Below are 23,638 nucleotides of genomic sequence, written 5' to 3'. Positions count from 1 at the left end.
ATAAAACGCGTAAAATAGACTAGTAAAAGGAAATAAAAACTATCCATGGCTATGAAAGCGATGGATAGTCTTTATTATGCCTGTTGTTTTTCATATGCGGCAATATGGTCTTCATATTGGATCGTCAATGAAATTTCATCCCAGCCGTTTAATAGCATCTTTTTGTAATATGGGTCAATGTCAAAACGATAGACTTTTCCATTTTCTCCCGTCACCGTTTGATCTTCAAGGCTTACCGTCAATTGGTAAGCTGCTTCTTTCCCTTTAGCCAAAAGCTCATCTATTTCAGCAACCGATAGTTCGATTGGCAAGATACCGTTTTTAAAGCAGTTGTTGTGGAATATGTCAGCAAAGCTTGGTGCGATGACAACACGGAAACCGTAGTCTAAAATTGCCCATGGCGCGTGTTCACGAGACGAACCGCAACCGAAGTTTTCATGAGCCACAAGGATAGTAGAACCTTGATAGCGCGGATCATTCAATACAAAGTTCTCGTTTTTTGTACCATCTGGATTGAAGCGCCAGTGATAGAATAAAAACTCTCCAAATCCCGTACGTTCGATTCGCTTCAAAAATTCTTTAGAAATAATTTGGTCTGTATCTACGTTATTTTTATCTAATGGAGTGAGTACACTCTCTACTATATTAATTGGTTCCATCTGAATCCCCTCCTCAATTATGCACAGCGGCTTTTACGTCCCGAACGTCTACAAAGTGTCCAGCAACTGCAGCGGCTGCAGCCATCGATGGGCTGACTAGATGTGTACGAGCGCCTGCGCCTTGGCGGCCTTCAAAGTTACGATTCGATGTAGATGCACATCGTTCACCAGCTGGTACAATATCGTCATTCATTGCTAAACACATGCTGCAACCAGATTCTCTCCATTCAAACCCTGCATCAATAAAGATTTGAGACAATCCAATATCTTCAGCTTGTTTTTTGACTGTTCGCGACCCAGGCACGACAATCGCGGTCACAGAAGGATGAACATGTTTACCTTCAATGACATCTGCAGCTGCCTGTAAATCACTTAGACGAGCATTCGTACACGAACCGATGAATACATGCTGGATATCGATCGACGTTAACGGCATACCTTCTTCCAGTCCCATATATTCGAGAGCAGAACGAAGAGCGGACTTTTCCGTTTCTGTTTTATAGTCTGCAGCGGATGGAATACTTGCCGAAATTCCGGAACCCATCGACGGGTTGGTCCCCCATGTCACAAATGGTTCAATTTCATCCGCATTGATTTCCAACACTTGATCAAACTGTGCACCTTCATCCGTATTCAATGCGATCCAGCGCTCTGCCGCCTTTTCAAATTCTTCTCCTTGAGGAGCGTAACGTCGTCCACGCAAGTATTCAATCGTAGTTTCATCCGGGCCGATCAAGCCTGCTTTAGCCCCGGCTTCGATTGACATATTACAAATCGTCATGCGCTCTTCCATAGACAATGACCGAATCGCTTCTCCTGTATATTCCACGATGTGACCTGTTCCGACATCGATTCCAAACTTCGCAATGATCGCTAAAATGATATCTTTTGCGGTAACGCCAAAACCCAGCTTACCTGTCACACGAATTTCCATCGTCTTTGGTTTATTTTGCCACAAGGTTTGTGTAGACAATACATGCTCTACTTCACTTGTGCCGATGCCAAAAGCAATTGCTCCGAACGCACCATGTGTAGATGTATGGCTATCACCGCAGACAATTGTTTTTCCAGGTTGCGTCAATCCAAGTTCTGGTCCGATAATATGCACGATCCCTTGGTCTGGGTGTTCCATATGAGCTAACTGTACGCCGAACTCTTCACAGTTCTTCTCTAAAGTCGTAATTTGTTTTTTTGCAATTGGATCATTTATAGTCGGTAAATTCTTTGTCGGGACATTATGATCCATCGTCGCAAAGCAAAGATCCGGGCGGCGCACTTTACGATTTGCTAAGCGCAAGCCTTCAAATGCTTGTGGTGAAGTTACTTCATGCAGCAAGTGAAGATCAATGTAAAGCAAATCGGGTTTCCCTTCTTCTTCGTATACAATATGCTGGTCCCATATTTTTTCTATAATTGTTTTTGCCATAATCGTTTCTCCTTCCAAGCCATGCCCTTAAAAATTTGTTACATCTAGTTCCAAGCACCAGCCCCTCAGGTCGTTTCAGAATGACAGTAAAGGCAAAGAACGCCTTTATTACCGGTCTTCCAACGCCTGTCGAGGCTATACGGTGCATTCCACTTTTGATACTTAGATGTAAGAATACATAATACTGTTAGAAACGAACTGAAGATCTAATTCGTCTACAATTTTATCTGTCCATTCTTTCGTAGATAAGGCACGTTGATCTTTACCAGCTAAATCTGCTGTAAAATGTCCTTCTTCAAAAACTGTATTGACTGCTTTCTCTACTGCCGCAGCTTCTGTTTCCAGTCCGAATGAATATTTCAACATCATCGCGACGGAAAGAATGGCTGCCGCTGGATTGGCTACACCTTGACCGGCTACGTCTGGTGCTGAACCGTGTACTGGTTCATATAAACCTAAGCCGTCTGAACGAACACTTGCTGAAGGTAATAACCCAAGTGAGCCTGTTATGACCGAGGCTTCATCACTCAAAATATCTCCGAACATATTCTCTGTGATAATGACATCAAAGACTGACGGGTTCGTGATCAATTTCATCGCCGCAGAGTCTACCAATTGATGTTCCACTTCAATATCAGGATAATCCACTTTCTTCTCTTCCACAATTTTTCTCCAGAGCTTACTGGACTCGAGTACATTCGCTTTGTCCACAGAAGTTACTTTGCCTTTACGTAAGCGGGCAAGCTCGAAACCTTTGTCGACAATACGTTCGATTTCTTCACGTGTATACACGAGTGTATCTACTGCAGATTGATCTGTATGCCGGCTCGGTTTTCCAAAGTACAGTCCCCCAGTTAATTCCCGGACAATCAGCATATCCACTTCTTTGACGATCTCTTCTTTTAAAGGAGAAGCATGGATTAAAGAAGGAACAGCTGCAACGGGACGAAGGTTCGCAAATAGATCAAAATGTTTGCGGATCGCAAGCAATCCTTTTTCCGGCCGTAACTCAGACGGATTTTGATCCCATTTCGGACCACCCACAGCTCCGAGGAGAATGGCGTCACTTGACTCACATAATTCAATTGTTTCTTTAGGAAGCGGATTATTTTTTTCATCAATAGCGGCTCCGCCAATCAATCCATACTCAGTATGGAACGTATGGTTAAAGCGTCTGCCAACCACTTCCAGCACTCGAACAGCCTCTGCCATTACCTCTGGTCCTATGCCGTCGCCGGGCAATACTGCTACTCTCTTTTCCATAGAACTTCTCCTCCTTGATCAATCTCGTATCACTCGATCGAATACTCTATCCATTATTTTTAAAAAGTCAGTTAGTTACCTCTTGTTTACGCAATCTTTCACGTACCAGTTGGCGGTTGATCGCGTTTAAGTAAGCTTTAGCAGATGCTTCAAGAACATCCTGTGCTACGTCGCGTCCTTTTAGTTCTAAGCCGTTATAGCTTAAGTTCACTACAGCTTCGCCTAATGCATCACGGCCTTTGCCGATGGATGTTACGCGGTAATCTAAAATTAACACTTCACCTTTAATGACCAGTTCCAGTGCATTAAAGATTGATTCAACTGAACCTGCACCAGTCGTTGCCACCGTAACAGTTTCTCCACTTGGTACAGTAGCCGTCACTGTTGCTGTTGGTATATTAGATGTACCATACTGCACTTGGACGTTATGCAATTCGTAAATCGGTGTATCCGTATCTTGCAATTGCTGTCCAGTGAAAAGTACAAAGAGATCATCTTCTGTGATTTCTTTTTTGCGGTCTGCCAGCTTCTTGAAATCGATAAATGCTTCATTTAATTGTTTCTCTGTTAAATCAAAGCCCATCCTAACGGCGCGATCTTTAAATGCATGGCGTCCAGAGTGCTTTCCAAGGGCAAGCGGCATATCACTTTCGCCAATTAATTCAGGCGTAATGATCTCATACGTTTGGCGATTTTTCAGCATGCCATCCTGGTGTATTCCAGATTCATGTGCGAATGCATTCTTACCGACAACAGCTTTATTCGGTTGAATCATCACTCCTGTCAAACGACTGACAAGCTGACTGGAACGCTTAATTTCCTGCAAGTTAATACTTGTATCCATATTGTAGAAGTCTTTACGGATATGCAGAGCCACCGCAATTTCTTCCAATGAAGCATTCCCTGCACGCTCGCCAATCCCATTAATCGTACACTCCACTTGATCTGCTCCATTTTCAACCGCCGCGATGGAGTTGGCAACTGCCATTCCAAGATCATCGTGACAATGTGCGGAAAGTTTTACCTTTTCCACTCCTGTCACATTCTCTTTCAAATACTTGAAAAGAGCACCGTATTCTTGGGGAGTGGCATAGCCGACCGTATCAGGAATGTTAATCGTTGTAGCACCTGCCGCAATGACCTGATTAATGATTCGCACGAGGTATTCTGGTTCTGAACGGAAAGCATCTTCCGCTGACCATTGAACGAGAGGGAAATACTGTTTTGCATACTTCACTGCATCCACTGCAATATTGACTACTTCATCCGGAGTTTTTTTCAACTTATACTCCATATGGATAGGTGATGTTGCTAAGAATACATGGATATGCGGTTGTTCTCCGCCGCGTAATGCTTCCCATGATATATCAATATCGTTCTTCATCGCTCTGGCAAGACCTGTTACTGTTGAGTTTTTTACAGTATTGGCAATGCGCTGAACGGCTTCGAAATCACCTGGGGAAGAAGCAGGAAACCCTGCTTCAATAACTGCTACCCCAAGTTTTTCTAGCTGACGAGCGATCTCTAATTTCTCTACTGTATTTAAATTTATACCTGCAGATTGCTCACCGTCGCGAAGAGTTGTATCGAAAATATCAATTTTTCGCACTCGCTACCACTTCTTCCTCTTTCGATTTAGCTCCTTCGTTGATGAAAGGCATCATAGAACGAAGCTTTTGTCCAACCTGTTCAATTTGGTGATCTGCTTCTGCTTTTTCAATTGCATTGAATTTCGGACGACCGTTTTCATTTTCTTCGATCCATTCCTTAGCGAATTTACCGGATTGGATGTCTGTAAGAATATCTTTCATACGAGCTTTCGTATCTGCATCGACTACACGTGGTCCAGAAACGAAATCTCCCCATTCTGCAGTGTCAGAAATCGAGTAACGCATGCCTGCCATACCGCCCTCATACATCAAATCGACAATTAGTTTCGTTTCATGCAATGTTTCAAAGTATGCAAGTTCAGGCTGGTATCCAGCTTCCACCAGTGTTTCGAAACCAGCTTTTACCAATGAAGTCAAGCCACCGCAAAGTACTGCTTGCTCTCCGAAAAGATCTGTAACTGTTTCTTCTTCGAATGTTGTTTCCAATACACCACCGCGTGCAGATCCAATACCTTTTGCATATGCAAGTGCAACGTCTTTCGCTTGGCCCGATACGTCTTGGTATACCGCGAATAGTGCTGGAACACCGCCGCCCGCTTCAAATGTTCTGCGTACAAGATGTCCAGGTCCTTTTGGAGCTACTAAGAATACATCTACGTCTGCAGGTGGTTTAATTTCGCCAAAGTGTACGTTGAAACCATGAGCGAATACTAGTGATTTCCCTTTAGTAAGAGCCGGCTCGATTTCTGCCTCGTATACTTGCTTTTGTCTTTCGTCTGGAAGCAAGATCATGATGATATCTGCTTTTTCTGAAGCTTCTTTAACAGATAATGCTTCAAGCCCGTCTGCCTTTGCTTGATCAAATGATTTACCAGCACGAACTCCCACTACTACATCGAAGCCAGAGTCTTTCAAGTTACGAGCGTGTGCGTGACCTTGTGAACCGTATCCGATAATTGCAATTTTTTTACCTTGTAAAAGTCCTTCATTGATATCCTGGTTATAGTACATTTTTGTCATTTTAATTTCCTCCTAAGTGTGTTTGAATTATTGTTTTAAGATTGACAACTGTGGTGCTTGAACTTTTTGCATATCACGGGCAAACGCCGTTGCGCCAGTTCTGGTTAATTCTTTGATGCCATATGGTTTCAGCAAATCGATAAAAGCCTCGATTTTATCTGGATCACCCGTTACTTGGTAAGTTACTACATTCTTTCCTGAATCGACAATTGTCGCCCGGAAAGGTTCTACAATACTATTCATTTCAGAACGGATCTGCGGTGGCGAGATCACCTTTACTAAAGCCAGCTCACGCAGCACGATCGCTTTGTCTGTTATATCTTTAACTGTAATAACATCAATCTGCTTTTGCAGTTGTTTTACAAGTTGTTCGATTTTGTTTTCATCTTCTACATGAACTTGAAACGTCATTTTGGATCTGTTCGGCTGTTCAGTAGGACCGACAGTGATACTTTCAATATTGAATTGCCGCTTCATGAGAAGTCCTGTCACTCGGTTTAATACACCGCTTTGGTTGATGACTGTTACTGTAATGATTCGTTTCATTTAGGACTCACCCCAATCATTTCCTGTAAGCCTTTGCCTGGTGCAACCATCGGATAGACATTTTCCAATTGTTTTACCCGACAGTCGATCACAACTGGTTCATCAGACAATAGAGCTTCTTCAAATACTTTTTCTGCTTCTTCCAGCGTCTGAATCCGGTATCCTTTCAGATCGTATGCTTCAGCTAATTTAATAAAGTCTGGTTGTACCGGAATTAGCGACTGGGAATAACGTTCTTCATAAAAAGTTTCTTGCCACTGACGAACCATCCCGAGTGCACCGTTATTTAAGATAATGACTTTAACCGGAATTCGAAGTTCTTGAAGCAACGATAATTCTTGAGCTGTCATCTGAAAGCCTGCATCTCCCACAATTGAGATGACTCGCGCTTCAGGTTTAGCAAGCTGAGCGCCAATTGCTGCCGGGAAGCCGAATCCCATAGTCCCTAGCCCGCCTGAAGTGACCCAATTATCCGGGTTATTCAAGCGATAATATTGAGCCGCCCACATTTGATGTTGACCTACATCTGTCGTAACGATTGCATCCCCTTTTGTTATGCGATGAATGATTTCAAGCGCTTGCTGCGGCAATAGATCATTTTCATCTTCCTTATACCAAAGTGGATATTCGTTCGACATATTTTTCAGATATTCAACCCATCCGTCTGTGTCCGGTGATTTGAAATCCGCATTTATCAACGCAAGTAAAGCTTCCTTCGCATCCGACACAATCGGAATTTCAGTTGGAACATTTTTTCCGATTTCCGCGGGATCAATATCCACGTGTATGACACGGGCATTCGGTAAAAATGAATTCAAATTACCCGTCAGGCGGTCATCGAAGCGGGCACCGATATTCAACAGTACATCACATTCGCTTAATGCATAGTTTGCTGTTGCCGTACCGTGCATTCCTGCCATTCCAAAGAATAATTCATGATCACCATGGATAGAGCCCAATCCCAATAATGTGTTTGTAACTGGGATTCTATGCTTTTCCACCAGTTCTTTCAGTTCTTCTGACCCGCCTGCATGGAGTATGCCTGCTCCCGCAAGAATCATAGGTTTCTTTGCGGTAGAAAGTGCTTGTGCCGCTTTTTGAATTTGCAGATAATTAGGATGCTTAGTCGGCTGATATCCTGGCAAATTCACTTCTTTATTGTCCTTCTCCACCGGTACAAAAATGTCTGTAGCAACATTCTTCGGTATATCCACAACAACTGGTCCCGGTCTTCCCGTAGATGCAATATGAAATGCTTCACGAATAATACGCGGAAGATCTGCTACGTCTTGAACTTGATAGTTATGCTTTGTAATCGGCTGTGTAATTCCGATAATATCTGCTTCCTGGAAAGCGTCGGTTCCAATCACCGTGCTTGCAACCTGGCCTGTGATGACTACCAGTGGCAAAGAATCCATCATGGCATCCGTAATACCTGTTACTAGGTTCGTCGCACCTGGTCCTGATGTTGCAATAACGACTCCAGTTTTTCGAGAAACTCGCGCATAACCTTCTGCAGCGTGAATTGCTCCTTGTTCATGTCGTGCCAAGACATGTGGAATGGGGTCATTATACAAAGCATCATAGATTGGGAGAACTGCCCCTCCGGGATATCCAAAGACCATCTCAACATTTTGTTCTTTTAATAATTGGATCAAGATAGCAGAGCCATCAGCAGGTTTTTTATTGGATTGTTCCCTAGGTTTTGTTGCTACAGCAGTTTGTTCTTCTTTTACTTTAGCACTCATAATGAACTCCTCCTTACAATTTTCTTCTATATGATGATACTCAATGGCATAATATTCAGCATTTTCTCCTAAAAAAAAGCCTTTTCATCCCACGCAAAGAAACCGAATTTCTTCACATAGGGATGAAAAAGCTTTCATGGTACCACCCTAGTTCGTGACCTGAGTCACCTTAAGAAAAAGCAAGTCGAAACCTGACTTTTTCATTGTTAACGAGCCCAATTGCCGAGCCCGGGACTGCCTAATCGGCATACCTTTTAACAGTCCACTCCGAGGGGATGTCGTAAATAGTTGTATTGCCGGCTTCCAGCATGACCGGCTCTCTGTGAATACAAGTTTCTACTTACTTTTACCTCATCAACGTTTTATCTTTATTCAACTGAAGACTCTCACCTATATAGGTGATGAGATGAATGTAATCTTTATCCTGTTCAGTGGGTATTCAAACACCCGCTGAACAAAAGAGGTACGCAGGCAAAGGTTAACTGACCTGCGTCACGCTGGCCTAAACACAATTCAAAATCTGGACGCACTTACGCCGAGGCGTAATTGATTTATTATATTTTCATTACTCCACCTGTACTTGCTGAAGTAACCAACTTAGAATATCTACCTAGATATCCTTTTTTAATTTTTGGTTCAAATGGTTTTAAAGCGTGTCGACGTTCCGCCAACACTTCATCCGAAACTTCAAGCTCGATTGTTCGGTTGATCAGATCGATTTCAATAATATCGCCATTCTCAACAAGAGCAATTGGTCCACCCTCTGCAGCTTCAGGTGAAATGTGTCCGATGGAAATACCTCTGGATGCTCCAGAGAAACGTCCATCTGTGATAAGAGCTACTTCTTTCCCGAGCCCTCTCCCCATAATTGCGGAAGTAGGAGCCAACATTTCTGGCATTCCTGGACCGCCTTTAGGCCCTTCATATCGAATGACGACTACATGGCCTGCTTGCACTGTGCCATTATCGATATTTTCCTGCGCTTCTTCCTGAGATTCAAAGACAATCGCTTCTCCTCTAAAATCTTTAATGGAAGGATCTACGGCTCCTACTTTAATTACAGAGCCCTCAGGTGCAATATTGCCAAATAAGATTGAAAGACCACCGACTGAACTATATGGGTTATCTTTTGTTCGAATGACGTCTGTATTCGTGATCTCATGTCCAGCGACATCTTCTGCAATTGTTTTACCTGTAATGGTTATTCGATCTTTATGGATGGCCCCGTCAATTTTACACAATTCATTGACAATTGCGCTTACACCACCGGCTAGATGTATGTCATGCATAGAATAATCGGATGCCGGCATGATCTTGGACAAATATGGTACTCGTTTTGCAACTTCATTTACATCTTCAATATTGTAGTCGATCTCTGCTTCGTGAGCGATTGCCAATGTATGAAGGACAGTATTTGTCGAACCACCCATCGCCATATCGAGCGCGAATGCATCATCGATCGTTTCTTTAGTAATAATATCGCGTGGTTTAATATCTTTTTCAATACAGTTCATCAAGTGCTTTGCTGCCTGCTTGATCAACGTATGACGCTCATCGGAAGTTGCGAGAATTGTCGCATTTCCTGGCAAGGCCATACCGAGCATTTCCATTAAGGAGTTCATGGAGTTCGCAGTAAACATTCCCGAGCAAGACCCACATGAAGGACAAGCATTTTCTTCAATATCCTTTAATGTTTCTGCCGACATCTGACCGCTTTTATAAGCGCCGACACCTTCAAATACGGATGTTAATGAAAGGGGTTCGCCTGTTGCCGATACGCCAGCTTCCATTGGTCCTCCTGAAACAAATACGGAAGGTACATTCGTACGAACTGCTGCCATCAACATACCAGGTGTGATCTTATCACAGTTCGGTATATAGAAGACTCCATCAAACCAGTGTGCATTTATGACAGTCTCTGCCGCATCCGCGATCAGTTCACGACTTGGTAATGAATAACGCATTCCAATATGTCCCATCGCGATACCATCATCTACACCAATTGTATTGAATTCGAACGGTACGCCGCCCGCTTCCCAAATTGCTTCTTTTACGACTTCTGCAAATTTATTCAAATGCATATGTCCTGGTATAATATCAATATACGAATTACATACTCCAATAAATGGTTTGTTCATATCTTTCGTTTTTACACCTGCTGCATAAAGTAAGCTACGATGTGGTGCACGATCGATTCCTTTTTTAATCATGTCACTTCTCATTGCGATCTCTCCTAAACTAATCGAACGAACCAATTTCCAAACAATTGAATTCAGTTGAATATTCTGAACAGCCAGTGAAAAGTTTCACAGCTATGAACTAGATTGTTGCTATCATATCTTGTAAACAATGAAAGGTCAACTGTATTTTTAAAGTTTTTAATCAATTGCGACTAATCAAAAATAGTTGAATACGCTTACATACGCGGCACGGAGCGATATATTGCATATTGAAAAAATCTAAAAAAAAATTATGTTTTTTTTAAACTTTGTTGCAACCCAACTATTAGATCCATCCACACTAACACTTTAAAATGGTAATAAATCGTTAAGAATGTTTCGACAATTTACGACAACTTATTTTTGTTTATAACTTTACACACATAATCCACCGCGTCTCTTTTATGTTTTGAACAACTATGCACAGGGTACGCACAGCTTATCCACTGCTCTTGTTGATAAAACGAACGGTTGTTCTTTTGTTGCTTTACTGTTAAAGTATTGTATAACATCCTAAAAAGTCTATGCAGGTTGGATGCTTGATATTCATCCGAAAGGGAGGCGGTTCAATTATGTTTCAATTGTCCGATCAAATGCTGCTCTATTCTTATCAACAAGCTCAACGACTAAAACTAAGCCCTGAGTTCATACGATTGTTAGAAAGAGAAATAGAGAAGCGCTCCTTAGAATCTACGCATCTCTCTCGCTAGCCTTTGGATTCAATTAAAAAGGACATGCCCTAGCATTTTTCGGGTATGTCCTTTTTTCGAGTATGAAATTGTTCTTCTATATACTGTACACAAGACCCTTACCAGATTCTTCACAAAAACTGCATGATTTTTCGTATATGCATCTTGCTTTACCCCAGAGTACAACATACTATTAGAAAAGGACATTATAGATAGGGGTTAGAAAGAAGAATGAAGAAGTTATTGTTGGTGGCTGTTTTATTATGCAGCTTGTTTATTTCCACACCTACCACTGAAGCAGCTACCACATCTGTTATAAAGATCGCAGCTACTACACCTGTTTTTAAAGACACCGAAAAAATCGCAGTGTTTTCTAAAGGAACAATACATACTATAACCAAGTCCGATCAACGTTTTCACTATACAAAGATCGGTGACTTGGAAGTCAAATTTTCCAAGCAGAAAGCAAAAATGATTCATCAAGATGCAGATCAATTGAAAAGCGCAAACCCTGTTCGACTGCTTACAAAAAAGCATGTGAAAATCTATTCGAATCGAAACATTAAATCAACTGAGCTTGGCCATATCCAACCAAAGCAAGTAATTTACACGCAACGTCTGCGTGGTGATTACTATCCTATCGTGTTCGGCGGCAAGACGGGGTATATCTACAGGAAAGACGTAGAAGTTCAAAAAGGTATACCTGTACTTATGTATCATGATTTAGTCAAGAAAAAAGAAGGTACAAATGTTTCTATTTTGGAAGTGGATAAATTCAAATCTCAGATGGCCTATTTAAAGAAAAACAATTGGCATACGATTTCCACTGATGATTTAACACTTTGGCTTCAAAAGAAAATTAAGCTTCCAGAAAAATCAGTCCTTATTACATTTGACGACGGCTATTCCTCAACTGCCGATTTAGCATACCCTATTTTAAAATCCCATCGTTTCAAAGCGACGGCATTCTTGATAGCGAGCCGTATAGAACGTCCCGGTTATTTAACAGAAGAACAAATTCGGTCAACTCAGGATGTGATTTCCTACCAAAACCACACATATGACTTGCATGGTTTTAATTCGATGACTGGACTAGCACTCTTGGAATATACGCCAAGATCGGCAATCTATACAGATCTTACCATGGCCAATCAAAAAATAGGAAGCATCCTTCCTGAGCAACCTCCAGTTTCCGCGCTTGCCTATCCATATGGTCTTCGTAACACAGAGGCTATACGAGCGAGTAAAGTGGCGGGCATGAAAAGTGCTTATACGATCACCGAAGGAAACGTCTTCCAAGGGGACTCACCATTTCATCTAAAACGCCAGCGTGTTCATTCTGGAATGTCTATTTCGGATTTCGAGCGAAGGTTGCTCGGTCAATAAAAAAAAGAAGGGGCAGTCGATCTAAACCGTCGACTGTTCCTTCTTTTTAAGATAAAGCCTTTAATCCAACTACTCCAAATACGATCAAACATAAACTCGCAACTCTTCCGACACTTTTTGATTCGCCAAAAAAAATCATATTAATCAGAACAGCCCCTGCTGTACCTACGCCGATCCAGACAGCGTATGCCGTGCTCACTTGCAAATATTTAAAGGAGTTATAGAGGAAGAAGAATGCCGTCCCAAAACCCCCATAATACATTAAACCAGTAGCCCAGCTTCTGTTTTCACTAAATTTCTTCAATCCGATTACTCCGACAAACTCACTCAGAGCGGCCAAGAACACCAGCGTCCATCCCATGCTTCTCCACCTCTTTCAATGCTTTCTTCTCATCAATTCCATCCGCTATTTTTAAACCTGCCACTCCAAGAACCAAGATGAATATAAAAAATATTTTTCCTAAACTAATATGTTCACCGAAGAAAAGCACGTCCATCAGAGATGTCCCGACCGTTCCGATACCTGCAAATACTGCGTATACCGTTCCCGTCGGCAAACCTTCACATGCCTTCGTCAAGAAATGAAAATCAATAAATATAAAACCGACAATGAAAATCCAGTGCCACCACTGACTTGCTGTGTTAAAACCAAATATCCAAACTAACTCAAAGAAGCTAGTTAACGCTACATACATCCAAGCCTTACTCATACTATTCCCTCCGTATTTCTATGTCTCATTTATTTGACTGACTGTCATTCATTTTATCATAAAAGTTAACAACGTGCCATGTTAACTTTTCACAGTCTTGAATTGTAATGCGTGTGACAGAAAATCCAATACCTCTTCTTTTTGGCGATCCGCCTCACTTTCGTCACGATGAGCATACAAGAATACTTGTTCTGCCGTCGATTCGATCAGACCTATGATGACTTTTGCAGTTCGCTCCGGCTTTATTGACTGACGAATAGCTCCTTCTTCCCTTGCCGCTTCAAGCTTCTCACTGATCCATTCATAAAATGGAGCATATATCGATTCCCATTCCCTAATATGCTCTGTGGAGGCAAGTCCTGAGTAAATTACAGCCATTATTTCGTAATACTCCCTGTTCACTTCATATATCGCATCTACCATCTGTTCGAATTGCTTTGAATAAGTTGCTAGATCATCAACTGTACGTTGCACAATATCCATTGTCTTCGCCACCATCTCTTCTGCGATTGCAGGCATCAATGACAGTTTGGATGGAAAGTATAAATAGAAAGTTCCTTGTGCAATTCCAGCACGTTTAACAATATCCGAGATCTTCGTTTTCTCGATTCCCTGCTCTTGAAATACCTCTATAGCTGAATGAATTATCGCTGTTTTTTTCCCCAATGAACGTCCTTCTTTCTATAAATAGATTTCAGATAGTATATAGTAAATATTCTCTCCTTACAACTTGTTCATGTATCTCCACACCATGGTGACACTCATTCATATGTTTTGAATTATCTAAAATTTATCATTGACAAATGATTGATATTCATTTAATGTGAGGAATCAAGAGATTGAAAAGTCACGATTACGTCACATTTTGTATTTCAACATAATTTTTTCTTTTATGTTACTCCATCTATTCTAGCATAAGATAACAGTTATTTTGACATACAATTGAAAACGCTTACTCACTTATATTTTTGTAATCTAATGACTGATATTCATTCATCTCTTACTATTTATTCTAAAATAAATTTTGGAGGGATTCAGATGGGCACTGGATATATTTTTGACGAAAGCTATTTCTGGCACGATAACGGCAGCGGGACTCTTTACTTACCTTCAGGAGGATATATGCAGACTGATGTGTTCGTGGAGCACCCTGAAACAAAAAGACGGGTCAACAATCTACTTGCACGATGCGGATTGATGAAAAAGCTTGAACAAATTGAACCGCGTTCCGCTACGAAAGAAGAAATAGAATATTTTCATGCACCTGAATATGTAGAAAGAGTAAAGAAATTAAGTGATACGACGGGTGGCGACGCGGGAGACCATGCGATTGTAGGCAGGGGTTCCTATGAAATTGCACTGCTATCTACCGGAGGAGCTTTACGTGCAGTAGATGCTGTTATGGAAGGTGAAGTTAATAATGTTTACGCAATGACTCGCCCCCCTGGTCATCACGCAGAACGAGAAAAAGGCATTGGCTTTTGTATTTTTAATAACGTAGCAATTGCGGCTCAATATGCACGCAAGAAATACGGCTTAAAACGAGTACTTGTACTCGACTGGGATGTTCATCATGGCAATGGCACTGAACAAGCCTTTTATGAGGATCCAAATGTTTTATTTTTTTCAATCCATCAGCACTTAAGCTTTCCGAATAATACAGGCTTTAAAGAAGATGTTGGAGCTGAAGCTGGACGCGGATACAACGTAAATATTCCATTACCTCCAGGTACCGGAGACGCAGGCTATGTTCACGCGTTCAAGTCAATCGTGGAACCTATCGCAGCTGAGTTCAAGCCTGAATTAGTTATTATTTCAGCTGGTCAAGATCCAGGCATGTTTGATCCCCTCGGCCGCATGATGATGACAGCTGAAGGCTTCGGTCAATTAACAGATTGTATGTTAAGAATCGCCGACACGTATTGCGATGGAAAAATCGTCTTCTGCCATGAAGGGGGGTACAGTAATGCGTATGTTCCCTTTTGTACACTAAAAATTATTGAACGTTTGAGTGGTATAGAAACTGACGTAACGGACCCATACGCTTCCGGTTCACAAGGTTATCCAGATAAATTGTATCCCAATCAAAAAGAAGCTATCGATGAAGTAATTGAAGTTCAACAGGAATTTTGGAGTTCACTGAGTCAATTTGTTAGTAAATAGGAGGGGTGATTGCCCTTCCCCCTATTCGCTTAGCTTAAAGGAGGCATTTCAATGGGTAAAGAAAAATCAAAGGCTATTGAGCAAGTCGGTTTTGAATTTATACCGGAAGTTGATCGGAAAGGGAATCCTAAAGAACTATTTTTCACTTGGTTTGCGGCAAGTACAGTATCTACTACCCTTGTGACCGGAGCGTTAGCAATCATCATTGGATTAAACTTCTGGTGGGCGGCACTAGCAATTCTTCTCGGTCATGCCATCGGTGCGGTTATTATGGGCTTACATTCAGCTCAAGGACCGAAGTTAGGTATCCCGCAAGTGCTGCAAAGTCGTGCTCAATTCGGTTATTTCGGCGTTATTTTACCGATGCTAATCATTTTGACAATGTATTTCGGTTATGGTGCCATGAATACGATCTTAGTCGCACAAGGCATACAAGAGACAATCGGACTTAACATCAATATCACAGTAATTCTTGGCTTAATCCCTATGGTTCTTTTGGCGATCTACGGACAAAATATTATTCAAAAATCAATGAAATTCTACACAGTCGGTTACACGTTGGTTTTCGTTGTGCTTTCAGGCTTGGTCATAAGTCAATTGTCGATGGATTTGTTAAGACAAGGAACATTCACCTGGACTGCATTCATTTTAGCGACTTCCATCTGTGTGACATGGCAAATTACGTACGGTCCTTATGTATCCGATCATTCTCGATTTATGAAAGCAAAAGATGCACGCAAAACCTTTTTATACACGGCGAGCGGCAGCTTCATGAGTTCTGCTTGGCTTATGCTGATTGGCGCAGCTATTGCTACAATGGTAGTAAACGGAAATATAATGGGTGAAATTAAAAACATGGGCGGTGTGTTAGGATATTCTATTGTCATCTTGCTCTCTCTAGGTGTCCTTATCATCAATTCATTAAATATTTATGGCGCGGGCATTATCGTGCTATCGATCGCGAGTAATTTTTGGTCTTTTAGAACTTCAGGAAGATTACGTATCATTATCTCTGTGTTAATTGGTATTGTCATTGGCTTCGCCGCAACTGCAGGTGCTGGTAACTTCATGTCAAACTTTCAAATCTACTTGGGTTTTGTGTTATTTTTTATTATCCCATGGAGCGTTATCAACTTGACAGATTTCTATGTATTAAAAAGAAGATTTCACCACGAGGATTTTATGAAAAAGGATGGCATATTCGGAAAACTAAATTATAAAACGATGGGTATCTACTTATTTACAATACTTTGTCAAGTCCCCTTTATTAATACAGAGATATACCAAGGCGCTCTGTCAAAAGCAATGGGTGGGATGGATATCGCATGGATTGTTGGAATTGTTATTGCATTCGTATTCTATATGATTGCAATGAAAATAGGTGAACGGGTTTCTTCTAAAAAGGCGGCTGATATCCGTGTAGCGAGTACGGTAGATTAAAAAGTCATCATTCGGATAGATATCGAATGATGACTCACTGTAACGTTCCTGACCAGAACGCATAATATAATTTTACCACATTGCGGAGACTTTTCCTCTGCAATGTTTTTTATGTCTATTTAAGCGAATGCCAATAATACAATATGCAATTATTTAGATAGTTATTTTTCTGCTTTTGCTTCCTTTGTTTCTTGAGCGAAGGTTTCCCCGCTCTTTCTTGCTTGGATATCTATACTGTGATCTGGATATTCTTTTTCAATGCGTGTAAAGAATTTCTTGGCGAGTTCTTCAGCCTGCTCTTTTTTCATATCCTCAGATACTTCGAAATCAAGTAATACATAACCACCCGCATCTTCTGTAATGATTAAGCTTACTTGCGATACACCTTCTTCTTTAGCGAGTTCCTCTTTCAGTTCATCGTCTGAGGTCGTAGTATCGGATTTATCTACAACACCTGGTGTTTCTTTATCAGCTGGTTCGGTTTGCTCCTGATCCGCTTTCTTATCTTCTTCAGCGTCCCCGCTGCAAGCTCCTAATAATAGAAGAGATAAACCAAGCGGCGCCATTAAATGTCTTTTCTTCATTGTAACCGACCCTTTCTTTTCTAGACTCTAGATTGTATCCTAACATAATTGTAAAACGCTGACAAAGGTTTTGATAATTTATGACAATATATAGAACTAGTAAGGTAACTATATTCGAGGTTAGTAACGAACATTATAATGTACACTCCATTGCATATAACTTTCCAGATTGTGCTAGTTCTATAAACAGAATTAAAATTGATTCCCTTCAAGGTTTTTATATTATTCCTGAGGGTATTGTATCTATACCAAATAAACTTAAAAGTTAGAGGAGGAAGAATAATGGTTGAACCAAACAACAAGACATTTATCGGTGTATATTATAACGACTCTGACCTTCTCGACAAGATAGAGGAACTAAAGCTGACGGGCTATCTTGCCGACAATATTTACGTAATCGCCAAGAATGAAAACGATGTCTCCATGCTTAGAAACCGGACTGCAGCCGATGTACATGCAGCTTATGGTACTTGGACAGATCGGTTTATCGGGTTCCTTACCGGAGAAAATCATGTGAAGCGCATGATGGATGGTGTCGGTATGAATGAAATTGAAATCGATCGCTATTATGAAGAAGTGCAGCATGGCGGTATACTGCTGTATGTGGACGAAGGTTGGGCATTCAGTGTGTATTCAAAAGACGAGCCTTTTTATACGGACAATCTAGCTCCTGCTACTTCAAAACAAGTTTCGGATACCGAAAATGAAGCAGATCCATTATTGAGAGATCAACATGCCAAAAAGGCAAGGCAGTTGGAAGTAAATGAGCCCTCATACGGCGGCTATGAACCATTGAAAAATCCTGTACCTCCAGAAGTTTTGGCTGCAGATATTCAAGACGAGCCCCTATTAAATGAGGAAGATTGAGATCCGGTACCAAGAGAAGGACAATAAAATAGTTTGATAACAGCCGTTCCGATTTTGGGGCGGCTGGCTTGCTTTATTACAATCTATTAATATGATTACAAGACTGTAACCTCTTCTTAACAAGAACGTAATGTTTCGTTTCTACAAGTCATGTAAGATGTAACTTGCAGCTAGAGAGACATACATTATTTCGAAGGAGAGTCATGATGAAGAAGTTTTTGTGTTCACTATTGATGGCAGCAGTAATGGTCGCGGGGTTTGCAGGAGGAAGTGCTGATGCGGCAAGTAAGGCAACAGCGAAAAGTGGTACATACATAACGAAACATAATATAAATGTCCGTGCTGATGCGGGCACTAAACATAGAATTGTCTTCACATTAAAAAAAGGTACACGAGTACAACTGACCCATCAAAAGAATTCAGGTTCTGAACTATGGTACAAAGTAAAAATCAATGGTAAAAAGGGTTATGTACTTAGCTCACTTTTGGCAAAGTCTTCTGCTAAGTCGGTTGCAGCATCCACGCCTGCCAAAAGCAGTGCGGGAGTTGTCAAAACTGCAATGAATTTGAGAGGTATTCCATATCGCTTCGGCGGTACGACAACAAAAGGATTTGATTGCAGCGGATTTATCCAATATGCATTCAAGAAAAATGGTAAGTCTGTTTCCAGAACAACAACAGGACAGTACACGCAGTCCGCTAAAATCAACTCACCTAAACCAGGTGATCTCGTATTCTTCCACAATACATATCGAAAAGGCATTTCCCATGTTGGAATCTATGTCGGTAATAACAAGTTCGTTCATGCTGGTGGAAAAAAATCAGAGGTTGTCAGCTTAAGCAACCCGTACTGGAAATCTAAATTCAATAGCTTCAGAAGAATATAAACCTAAAAAAAGACTCGATGAATATTCATCGAGTCTTTTTTACTCTACAGAATGGATCCTTCCCCGTTCATCCTTATAAATGACATGATGACGTTCGAACTTCGTTGGAGAGTCCAGACCCGCCGCAGCAGCTACGCGAAACAATCCTTCCCTCATCGTCAAGATATAATTGGTGACACGAAACTTTTTCTCTTCCACAACGAGCGCTCTCTGCAAATGTTTATCCGTCGTCGCTACCCCCGCTGGGCATGTATTTGTATGGCAACGTTCCGCCATAATACAGCCTACGGAAATCATGAATCCCCGGGCAATTTGCACAAGATCCGCACCTAATGCCAACGCGATGGCCGCTTTGTCCGGTGTAATGACCTTTCCAGAAGCAATGATTTTCACCCGATCTCGCACCTCGTACTTCCGCAATGCATCATCCAATAAAACAAGCGCAGAACGTAACGGCAGCCCAACACTATCCGCTAAGTCTTGATAGGTTGCACCAGAACCACCCTCTGCCCCATCCAATGAAATGAAATCGGGCCCCATACCAGTTTCTGCCAGCTGTTCCGCAAGTTCTTCAGCGTCTTCCTTCCCTCCAATGACGATTTTCATGCCGACCGGCTTGCCGCCAGCAGTACGAATATCTTCAATGAATGTGAACAATGTAGGATAGTCATTGAACTGATTGAAGCGATTCGGGCTATTAATAGAAGTAAAAGGAACGACATTTCGTATGGCCGCAATTTCTTCGGTCACCTTTTCACCTTCTACATGACCGCCACGCATTTTTGCACCTTGCGCCAACTTGATTTCGAATGCTTTAATTTGAGGTACTTTAGCCTTTTCTTTCACCTTTTCCAAATCAAAGTCTCCTTCTTCAGTTCGGAAACCGAATAAACCTGAGCCGATCTGTGCAATGATATCTGCACCGCCAGCTAGATGGTGATCCGAGACACCGCCTTCCCCAGTGTTCATCCACGCACCCTGCGCCATGCCAATCCCCTTTGACAACGCAGTGATCGCATGGTCTCCTAAAGCTCCATAGCTCATTCCTGACTGCCCGAGCAAACTGCGTACGACAAATGGCTGCTCACAGTTGGGACCTAAAACAATCGCATCTTCTTCAGGAAGCAGCCAAGGAAGTGTGGTAATTTCCTCTCGATGTTCTTTACGTGAAAATAAGTTATCTTGATCTACCTCATAGCGCATCGTCTTCATCAAGTTATCATTATCTACACGCATCTCATCATTTTGCTTCGTGAACATGGCGTTTCGAATGTAATGACCCGGCTCTTGAAAATCCCGTTTCGAACCAAAACCGATGACACTATTCAAATACTTTCCCGGCATGACCATATGTAAATACTCTTCTCGGCTAAACGGCTTGCCGCTGTTATCGTCATTGAATAAGTACTGTCGCACTTCCGGTCCCGCCTTCTCAAACATATAACGTACTCTGCCAAGTACAGGATAATTACGTAAAATCGCGTGCTGTTTTTGACGTCGATCAAAGAAATACAGGAATATTGCAATTGTAATTGGTACAGCTAGCAATAAAAGCACAATCAACGATGTCGTAAAATAGATTCCTTCAAACCAAAGCATCCTCCCACTCCTCTCAATCTTTTAAACTTTCTATTCTATCTGTACCCTTGGTACGTAGCTTAGTAAACGTAAAAAGCTCTATTCCTTGAACGTCTTCAAGGAATAGAGCTTGGGTGTTGTTAGTTATTCATGTACATGATTAATTTCGTTATTATTTTGGTACACTTACCTCAATATTACTAGTTCCAACTGGAGCAGTTTCATCTGTACGGTTAACTTTAACAACAATCGTACCATTGTCGCTTGCTGTTGCAGTACCTGTAATGTTTCCGTTAACTACTTTCAAACCAAGTGCTGTCGCATTACCTGAGTAGCTTGTTGCAATAGTTCCTAATTTAACATCCTCAGTCGCTGAGTAACCATCCACTTTGTCTAAGTCAATATAAATCGTACCATCTGCAGCAATTTTAGCTTTGTATTCAGAAGAAGTTAGCTTAATACCCTCTTCTTTCACTACAGCACTACTAAAGTTTCCAACTTTAGTAACCGGTTCTGTTTTCTCAAAATTCACTGAAGCGATAGAAGGGGTAGTATTTACTACTTTAATTTCAGCTGTCGCTCGTGTTACACTGCCTTCTTTAATCGTAATCGTTGTATTTCCTGCTTTTAATCCTTCAACTGTAATTACACCATTAGCATCTTTGCTGACTTTTGCTACGTCTTCATTAGATGAAGTTACAGTATAATTCGCAACTGGGATAAGATCATTTCCAAGGTAGAAACCTTGCTCATTATATTGTTTCCAAACCAACTCTACAGTCTTGTCTTCGGAACCTTTCATCACATCTAATTGTAGATCGTCAGAAGCCGATTTAGTTTCTAATTTTCTAGTAGCTACTTGTGAATTGTCAGAAACGTTAACTGCAATTGTTGAAAGGACTTTATCGCCTGCTTTGATTTGGATTTCTGTTGTTCCTGTCTTCACTCCGTTAATGTGAACAGCTGACTTACCTTTAGTTACTGTATCAATAGTAGCTGTAGCAATTGTTTCGTCCTTAGAAGTAACAGTTAATGCACCTGTATACAACTCACCGTATTGATCTTTAACTGTCAACCCGATATCTGAAGTTTTGTCTTTCAATACTTTTGCTGAAGTTGGTGAAGCAACTACTTCAGCAGCTGCACGTTTACCTGATACCACTGTCAATGGAACATTCTTAGTAGCTCCATCTGCTTTCACCACAATATTGACTTCACCAGGGCTAACAAGTTCCACAGCGCCAGTGCTTGAGTTGACTGTAGCAACACTAGGATTCGATGATGTGTAAGTTGCATTAGGATTACTTACAGAAGTGCCATTTACTGTTGTCGCTTTAGTCGCTTTTACAGTAACTTTACCTTCATCTTCATCAAGAGATACTTTACCGCTTTCTACTGTCGTACCACCTTGCGTAACAGTTACTTCATCAATAGTAGAAACATAAGAACCGTAGTTCAATACTTTTACATCTACCAAGTCCGATTCAACCGTTTTTCCGTCTTTTGATACTACTACTTTATAAGAGAAAGTATCATTCGCATTTAGTTGATCTGCATTCAATTCACCGGTCTTCGCATTCTTTAGTACATTATTTTTCGTAGCTTGAAACTCAACTGTATAACCTGCTTCGTTCAATTTCTTTAAGTCTGCTAGTTTACCATCTACATTGAATTCAAGGAATTGCTCGCCAGTCTCATTCACCTGAGTAGTAGTCGCAACCACTTTACCAACCTTCAACTCATAAGTGAATTTGAAAGTTTTCTCTTGATCAGGCTGTCCTTCTGTTTTAGTTGTGACAGTAAGTGTCATCTCTTTTCCAGAAGTCAATTCGTCTTTCAATTCAATTGTTGCTTGAGTTCCATCTTGATTGGCATTGAATGAAGCTAGTTCATTACCTTCTACTTTAAGCTGTTCAGCTTTTAGAAGGTGTAGGTTTGTCCCTTTCAATTCCAATTCTTTGTCGCTGATTGCTTCTACTGCAGTCACTTCAGCTACTTCCGGTGCCTCAGGTGTTTCTTCACCTGGCTTCTCTACTTCACTAGTTTTATATAAGAAAGAAGCGAATTGTGCACGTGTTGTAGTTTCTTTTGGTCTGAAGTTTGGTGCAGCTGGGTTCGTGATATCGAAGTAGTCGAGTACGTCAATGTAAGGACGTGCTTCAGCTTTAGCTTTAGCCAAATCTACAACATCTTTATCAAACTTTTCTTCTTTAACAAAAGTTAATAGATCTGTTTTATTCACTGCATCATATGCACGTACGAGGACGATCGCCATATTTTCGCGTGTGATATTGCCAGTTGCCTTTAATGTGCCGTCTTCGTATCCTTTGAAGACATTATTATCTTTAACAATAGCTGCTGATTGTAAGAGTTCATCGTTAGACTTAGACGTTAAGTCTTTGAAACGAGGGTTTGTTTTATAGTCTTTAGGAATTTCATATCCCATAGAGACGAGCCATTTACCCATCAATTTCACTACGTCAGAACGAGTTAACGTTTTATTTGGTTTAAAAGAACCGTCAGGATATCCAGAAATAACACCTGCGTTTGACAGAGCGTCAATTGCCGGCTTGTGAGAGTTGTTTTCCAGTACGTCATTGAAATCTGCCGCACTGACAACTGGTGCCACCGCTGATGCAACTAATGCTGCTGATGCTACGCCTGTAATGTATTTGCTGTATTTTTTTGATTGAACCTTCATGGAAAAATTTCCTCCTTTTAATTCTTCTAATACTGCTTGGAAACTACTAGGTTTCCAAAGAGCTTGTAGAAAACGTTGAGTAGTATAAAAACGTTCTTTTGTTCTTATACCCTATTTATTATTCCGTAATCATTCAATTTTT

At 41.1% G+C, this 23,638-nt stretch carries 20 protein-coding genes; 6 read left to right on the top strand and 14 right to left on the bottom strand.

Translation table 11 applies throughout. From position 1 onward, the window contains the following. Positions 1-74: 74 nt before the first annotated feature. From leuD to ilvD, 8 genes are all read right to left on the bottom strand, one after another. Positions 75-659, bottom strand: coding sequence for a 3-isopropylmalate dehydratase small subunit (gene leuD / locus MKY93_RS04215; protein ID WP_078817216.1), 585 nt, complete (start codon positions 657-659; stop codon positions 75-77). A gap of 13 nt (positions 660-672) precedes the next feature. Beyond that, positions 673-2,085 carry a 3-isopropylmalate dehydratase large subunit gene (leuC, locus tag MKY93_RS04210; protein WP_009765912.1) on the bottom strand — a complete coding sequence of 471 codons (1,413 nt, stop codon included), beginning with the start codon at positions 2,083-2,085 and terminating at the stop codon, positions 673-675. Between the two features lie 162 nt (positions 2,086-2,247). Beyond that, positions 2,248-3,348 carry a 3-isopropylmalate dehydrogenase gene (gene leuB / locus MKY93_RS04205; protein ID WP_009765913.1) on the bottom strand — a complete coding sequence of 367 codons (1,101 nt, stop codon included), beginning with the start codon at positions 3,346-3,348 and terminating at the stop codon, positions 2,248-2,250. 67 nt (positions 3,349-3,415) lie between these two features. Then, complete coding sequence (locus MKY93_RS04200; protein WP_078817215.1) at positions 3,416-4,957, bottom strand: 2-isopropylmalate synthase; 1,542 nt, start codon at positions 4,955-4,957, stop codon at positions 3,416-3,418. Further along, positions 4,944-5,978, bottom strand: a complete 1,035-nt coding sequence (ilvC, locus tag MKY93_RS04195; RefSeq protein ID WP_078817214.1) for a ketol-acid reductoisomerase — start codon at positions 5,976-5,978, stop codon at positions 4,944-4,946. Before ilvC ends, MKY93_RS04200 begins: the two co-directional genes overlap by 14 nt. Positions 5,979-6,005: 27 nt before the next feature. Then, on the bottom strand, positions 6,006-6,524 hold the full coding sequence (ilvN, locus tag MKY93_RS04190) for an acetolactate synthase small subunit (protein ID WP_009765916.1): 519 nt from the start codon (positions 6,522-6,524) through the stop codon (positions 6,006-6,008). Next, entirely contained in the window at positions 6,521-8,272 is a 1,752-nt protein-coding gene (gene ilvB / locus MKY93_RS04185; RefSeq protein WP_340758360.1) for a biosynthetic-type acetolactate synthase large subunit, read from the bottom strand. The genes ilvN and ilvB overlap by 4 nt, the downstream gene beginning before the upstream one ends. 554 nt (positions 8,273-8,826) lie before the next feature. Next, the gene (gene ilvD, locus MKY93_RS04180; RefSeq protein ID WP_340758359.1) at positions 8,827-10,494 is read right to left on the bottom strand and encodes a dihydroxy-acid dehydratase; all 1,668 of its coding nucleotides are present in this window, start codon (positions 10,492-10,494) and stop codon (positions 8,827-8,829) included. Positions 10,495-11,015: 521 nt separating this feature from the next. Here ilvD and MKY93_RS04175 point away from each other — a divergent pair. Then, on the top strand, positions 11,016-11,201 hold the full coding sequence (locus MKY93_RS04175) for a sporulation histidine kinase inhibitor Sda (protein ID WP_445683477.1): 186 nt from the start codon (positions 11,016-11,018) through the stop codon (positions 11,199-11,201). A 210-nt stretch (positions 11,202-11,411) separates the two neighbouring features. Beyond that, positions 11,412-12,566, top strand: a complete 1,155-nt coding sequence (locus MKY93_RS04170; RefSeq protein WP_340758357.1) for a polysaccharide deacetylase family protein — start codon at positions 11,412-11,414, stop codon at positions 12,564-12,566. Between the two features lie 46 nt (positions 12,567-12,612). Here MKY93_RS04170 and MKY93_RS04165 read toward each other — a convergent pair whose 3' ends face one another. The 3 genes from MKY93_RS04165 to MKY93_RS04155 form a co-directional block, all read right to left on the bottom strand. Then, positions 12,613-12,927 (bottom strand): DMT family transporter, encoded by a 315-nt coding sequence (locus MKY93_RS04165; RefSeq protein ID WP_009765920.1) that lies wholly within the window; start codon positions 12,925-12,927, stop codon positions 12,613-12,615. Further along, positions 12,890-13,276, bottom strand: coding sequence for a DMT family transporter (locus MKY93_RS04160; RefSeq protein ID WP_009765921.1), 387 nt, complete (start codon positions 13,274-13,276; stop codon positions 12,890-12,892). The genes MKY93_RS04165 and MKY93_RS04160 overlap by 38 nt, the downstream gene beginning before the upstream one ends. An 81-nt stretch (positions 13,277-13,357) precedes the next feature. Further along, entirely contained in the window at positions 13,358-13,942 is a 585-nt protein-coding gene (locus MKY93_RS04155; protein ID WP_340758356.1) for a TetR family transcriptional regulator, read from the bottom strand. 372 nt (positions 13,943-14,314) lie between these two features. Here MKY93_RS04155 and MKY93_RS04150 point away from each other — a divergent pair, with 372 nt between their 5' ends. Both MKY93_RS04150 and MKY93_RS04145 read left to right on the top strand, forming a co-directional pair. Continuing rightward, positions 14,315-15,439: a class II histone deacetylase gene (locus MKY93_RS04150; protein ID WP_340758355.1), complete on the top strand. Its 1,125-nt coding sequence runs from the start codon at positions 14,315-14,317 to the stop codon at positions 15,437-15,439. Positions 15,440-15,490: 51 nt separating this feature from the next. Further along, a complete protein-coding gene (locus tag MKY93_RS04145) occupies positions 15,491-16,879 on the top strand; it encodes a purine-cytosine permease family protein (protein WP_340758354.1) in 1,389 nt (462 codons plus the stop codon). Between the two features lie 161 nt (positions 16,880-17,040). Here MKY93_RS04145 and MKY93_RS04140 read toward each other — a convergent pair whose 3' ends face one another. Beyond that, positions 17,041-17,463 carry a hypothetical protein gene (locus MKY93_RS04140; protein WP_340758353.1) on the bottom strand — a complete coding sequence of 141 codons (423 nt, stop codon included), beginning with the start codon at positions 17,461-17,463 and terminating at the stop codon, positions 17,041-17,043. Positions 17,464-17,745: 282 nt separating this feature from the next. Between MKY93_RS04140 and MKY93_RS04135 the strand changes: the two genes are divergently transcribed. Together MKY93_RS04135 and MKY93_RS04130 are read left to right on the top strand one after the other, a co-directional pair. Further along, complete coding sequence (locus tag MKY93_RS04135) at positions 17,746-18,330, top strand: general stress protein (RefSeq protein WP_078817207.1); 585 nt, start codon at positions 17,746-17,748, stop codon at positions 18,328-18,330. A 206-nt stretch (positions 18,331-18,536) separates the two neighbouring features. Then, entirely contained in the window at positions 18,537-19,217 is a 681-nt protein-coding gene (locus tag MKY93_RS04130) for a C40 family peptidase (RefSeq protein WP_340758352.1), read from the top strand. A 39-nt stretch (positions 19,218-19,256) separates the two neighbouring features. On the opposite strand, the gene MKY93_RS04125 is transcribed toward MKY93_RS04130, so the two are convergent. Both MKY93_RS04125 and MKY93_RS04120 read right to left on the bottom strand, forming a co-directional pair. Continuing rightward, the gene (locus MKY93_RS04125) at positions 19,257-20,816 is read right to left on the bottom strand and encodes an FMN-binding glutamate synthase family protein (protein WP_340758351.1); all 1,560 of its coding nucleotides are present in this window, start codon (positions 20,814-20,816) and stop codon (positions 19,257-19,259) included. A gap of 151 nt (positions 20,817-20,967) precedes the next feature. Then, positions 20,968-23,496 (bottom strand): S-layer homology domain-containing protein, encoded by a 2,529-nt coding sequence (locus tag MKY93_RS04120; protein ID WP_340758350.1) that lies wholly within the window; start codon positions 23,494-23,496, stop codon positions 20,968-20,970. Positions 23,497-23,638: the final 142 nt, after the last annotated feature.

Origin of the sequence: Sporosarcina sp. FSL W7-1283 (assembly GCF_038003105.1) — a bacterium.
GTDB classification, from domain to species: Bacteria; Bacillota; Bacilli; order Bacillales_A; family Planococcaceae; genus Sporosarcina; species Sporosarcina newyorkensis.
The sequence above is the reverse complement of the archived record's forward strand: the minus strand, read 5'-3'. Positions and strand labels throughout refer to the sequence as shown.

Excerpts from the sequence above, each read along its gene's own strand:
- MKY93_RS04125 (WP_340758351.1), bottom strand. The coding sequence starts at position 20,816 with ATGCTTTGGTTTGAAGGAATCTATTTTACGACATCGTTGATTGTGCTT.
- MKY93_RS04175 (WP_445683477.1), top strand. The coding sequence starts at position 11,016 with ATGCAGGTTGGATGCTTGATATTCATCCGAAAGGGAGGCGGTTCAATT.
- MKY93_RS04120 (WP_340758350.1), bottom strand. The coding sequence starts at position 23,496 with ATGAAGGTTCAATCAAAAAAATACAGCAAATACATTACAGGCGTAGCA.
- MKY93_RS04170 (WP_340758357.1), top strand. The coding sequence starts at position 11,412 with ATGAAGAAGTTATTGTTGGTGGCTGTTTTATTATGCAGCTTGTTTATT.
- MKY93_RS04140 (WP_340758353.1), bottom strand. The coding sequence starts at position 17,463 with ATGAAGAAAAGACATTTAATGGCGCCGCTTGGTTTATCTCTTCTATTA.
- MKY93_RS04145 (WP_340758354.1), top strand. The coding sequence starts at position 15,491 with ATGGGTAAAGAAAAATCAAAGGCTATTGAGCAAGTCGGTTTTGAATTT.
- leuB (WP_009765913.1), bottom strand. The coding sequence starts at position 3,348 with ATGGAAAAGAGAGTAGCAGTATTGCCCGGCGACGGCATAGGACCAGAG.
- MKY93_RS04135 (WP_078817207.1), top strand. The coding sequence starts at position 17,746 with ATGGTTGAACCAAACAACAAGACATTTATCGGTGTATATTATAACGAC.
- leuC (WP_009765912.1), bottom strand. The coding sequence starts at position 2,085 with ATGGCAAAAACAATTATAGAAAAAATATGGGACCAGCATATTGTATAC.
- MKY93_RS04130 (WP_340758352.1), top strand. The coding sequence starts at position 18,537 with ATGAAGAAGTTTTTGTGTTCACTATTGATGGCAGCAGTAATGGTCGCG.
- ilvC (WP_078817214.1), bottom strand. The coding sequence starts at position 5,978 with ATGACAAAAATGTACTATAACCAGGATATCAATGAAGGACTTTTACAA.
- ilvB (WP_340758360.1), bottom strand. The coding sequence starts at position 8,272 with ATGAGTGCTAAAGTAAAAGAAGAACAAACTGCTGTAGCAACAAAACCT.
- MKY93_RS04150 (WP_340758355.1), top strand. The coding sequence starts at position 14,315 with ATGGGCACTGGATATATTTTTGACGAAAGCTATTTCTGGCACGATAAC.
- leuD (WP_078817216.1), bottom strand. The coding sequence starts at position 659 with ATGGAACCAATTAATATAGTAGAGAGTGTACTCACTCCATTAGATAAA.
- MKY93_RS04160 (WP_009765921.1), bottom strand. The coding sequence starts at position 13,276 with ATGAGTAAGGCTTGGATGTATGTAGCGTTAACTAGCTTCTTTGAGTTA.
- MKY93_RS04165 (WP_009765920.1), bottom strand. The coding sequence starts at position 12,927 with ATGGGATGGACGCTGGTGTTCTTGGCCGCTCTGAGTGAGTTTGTCGGA.
- ilvN (WP_009765916.1), bottom strand. The coding sequence starts at position 6,524 with ATGAAACGAATCATTACAGTAACAGTCATCAACCAAAGCGGTGTATTA.
- ilvD (WP_340758359.1), bottom strand. The coding sequence starts at position 10,494 with ATGAGAAGTGACATGATTAAAAAAGGAATCGATCGTGCACCACATCGT.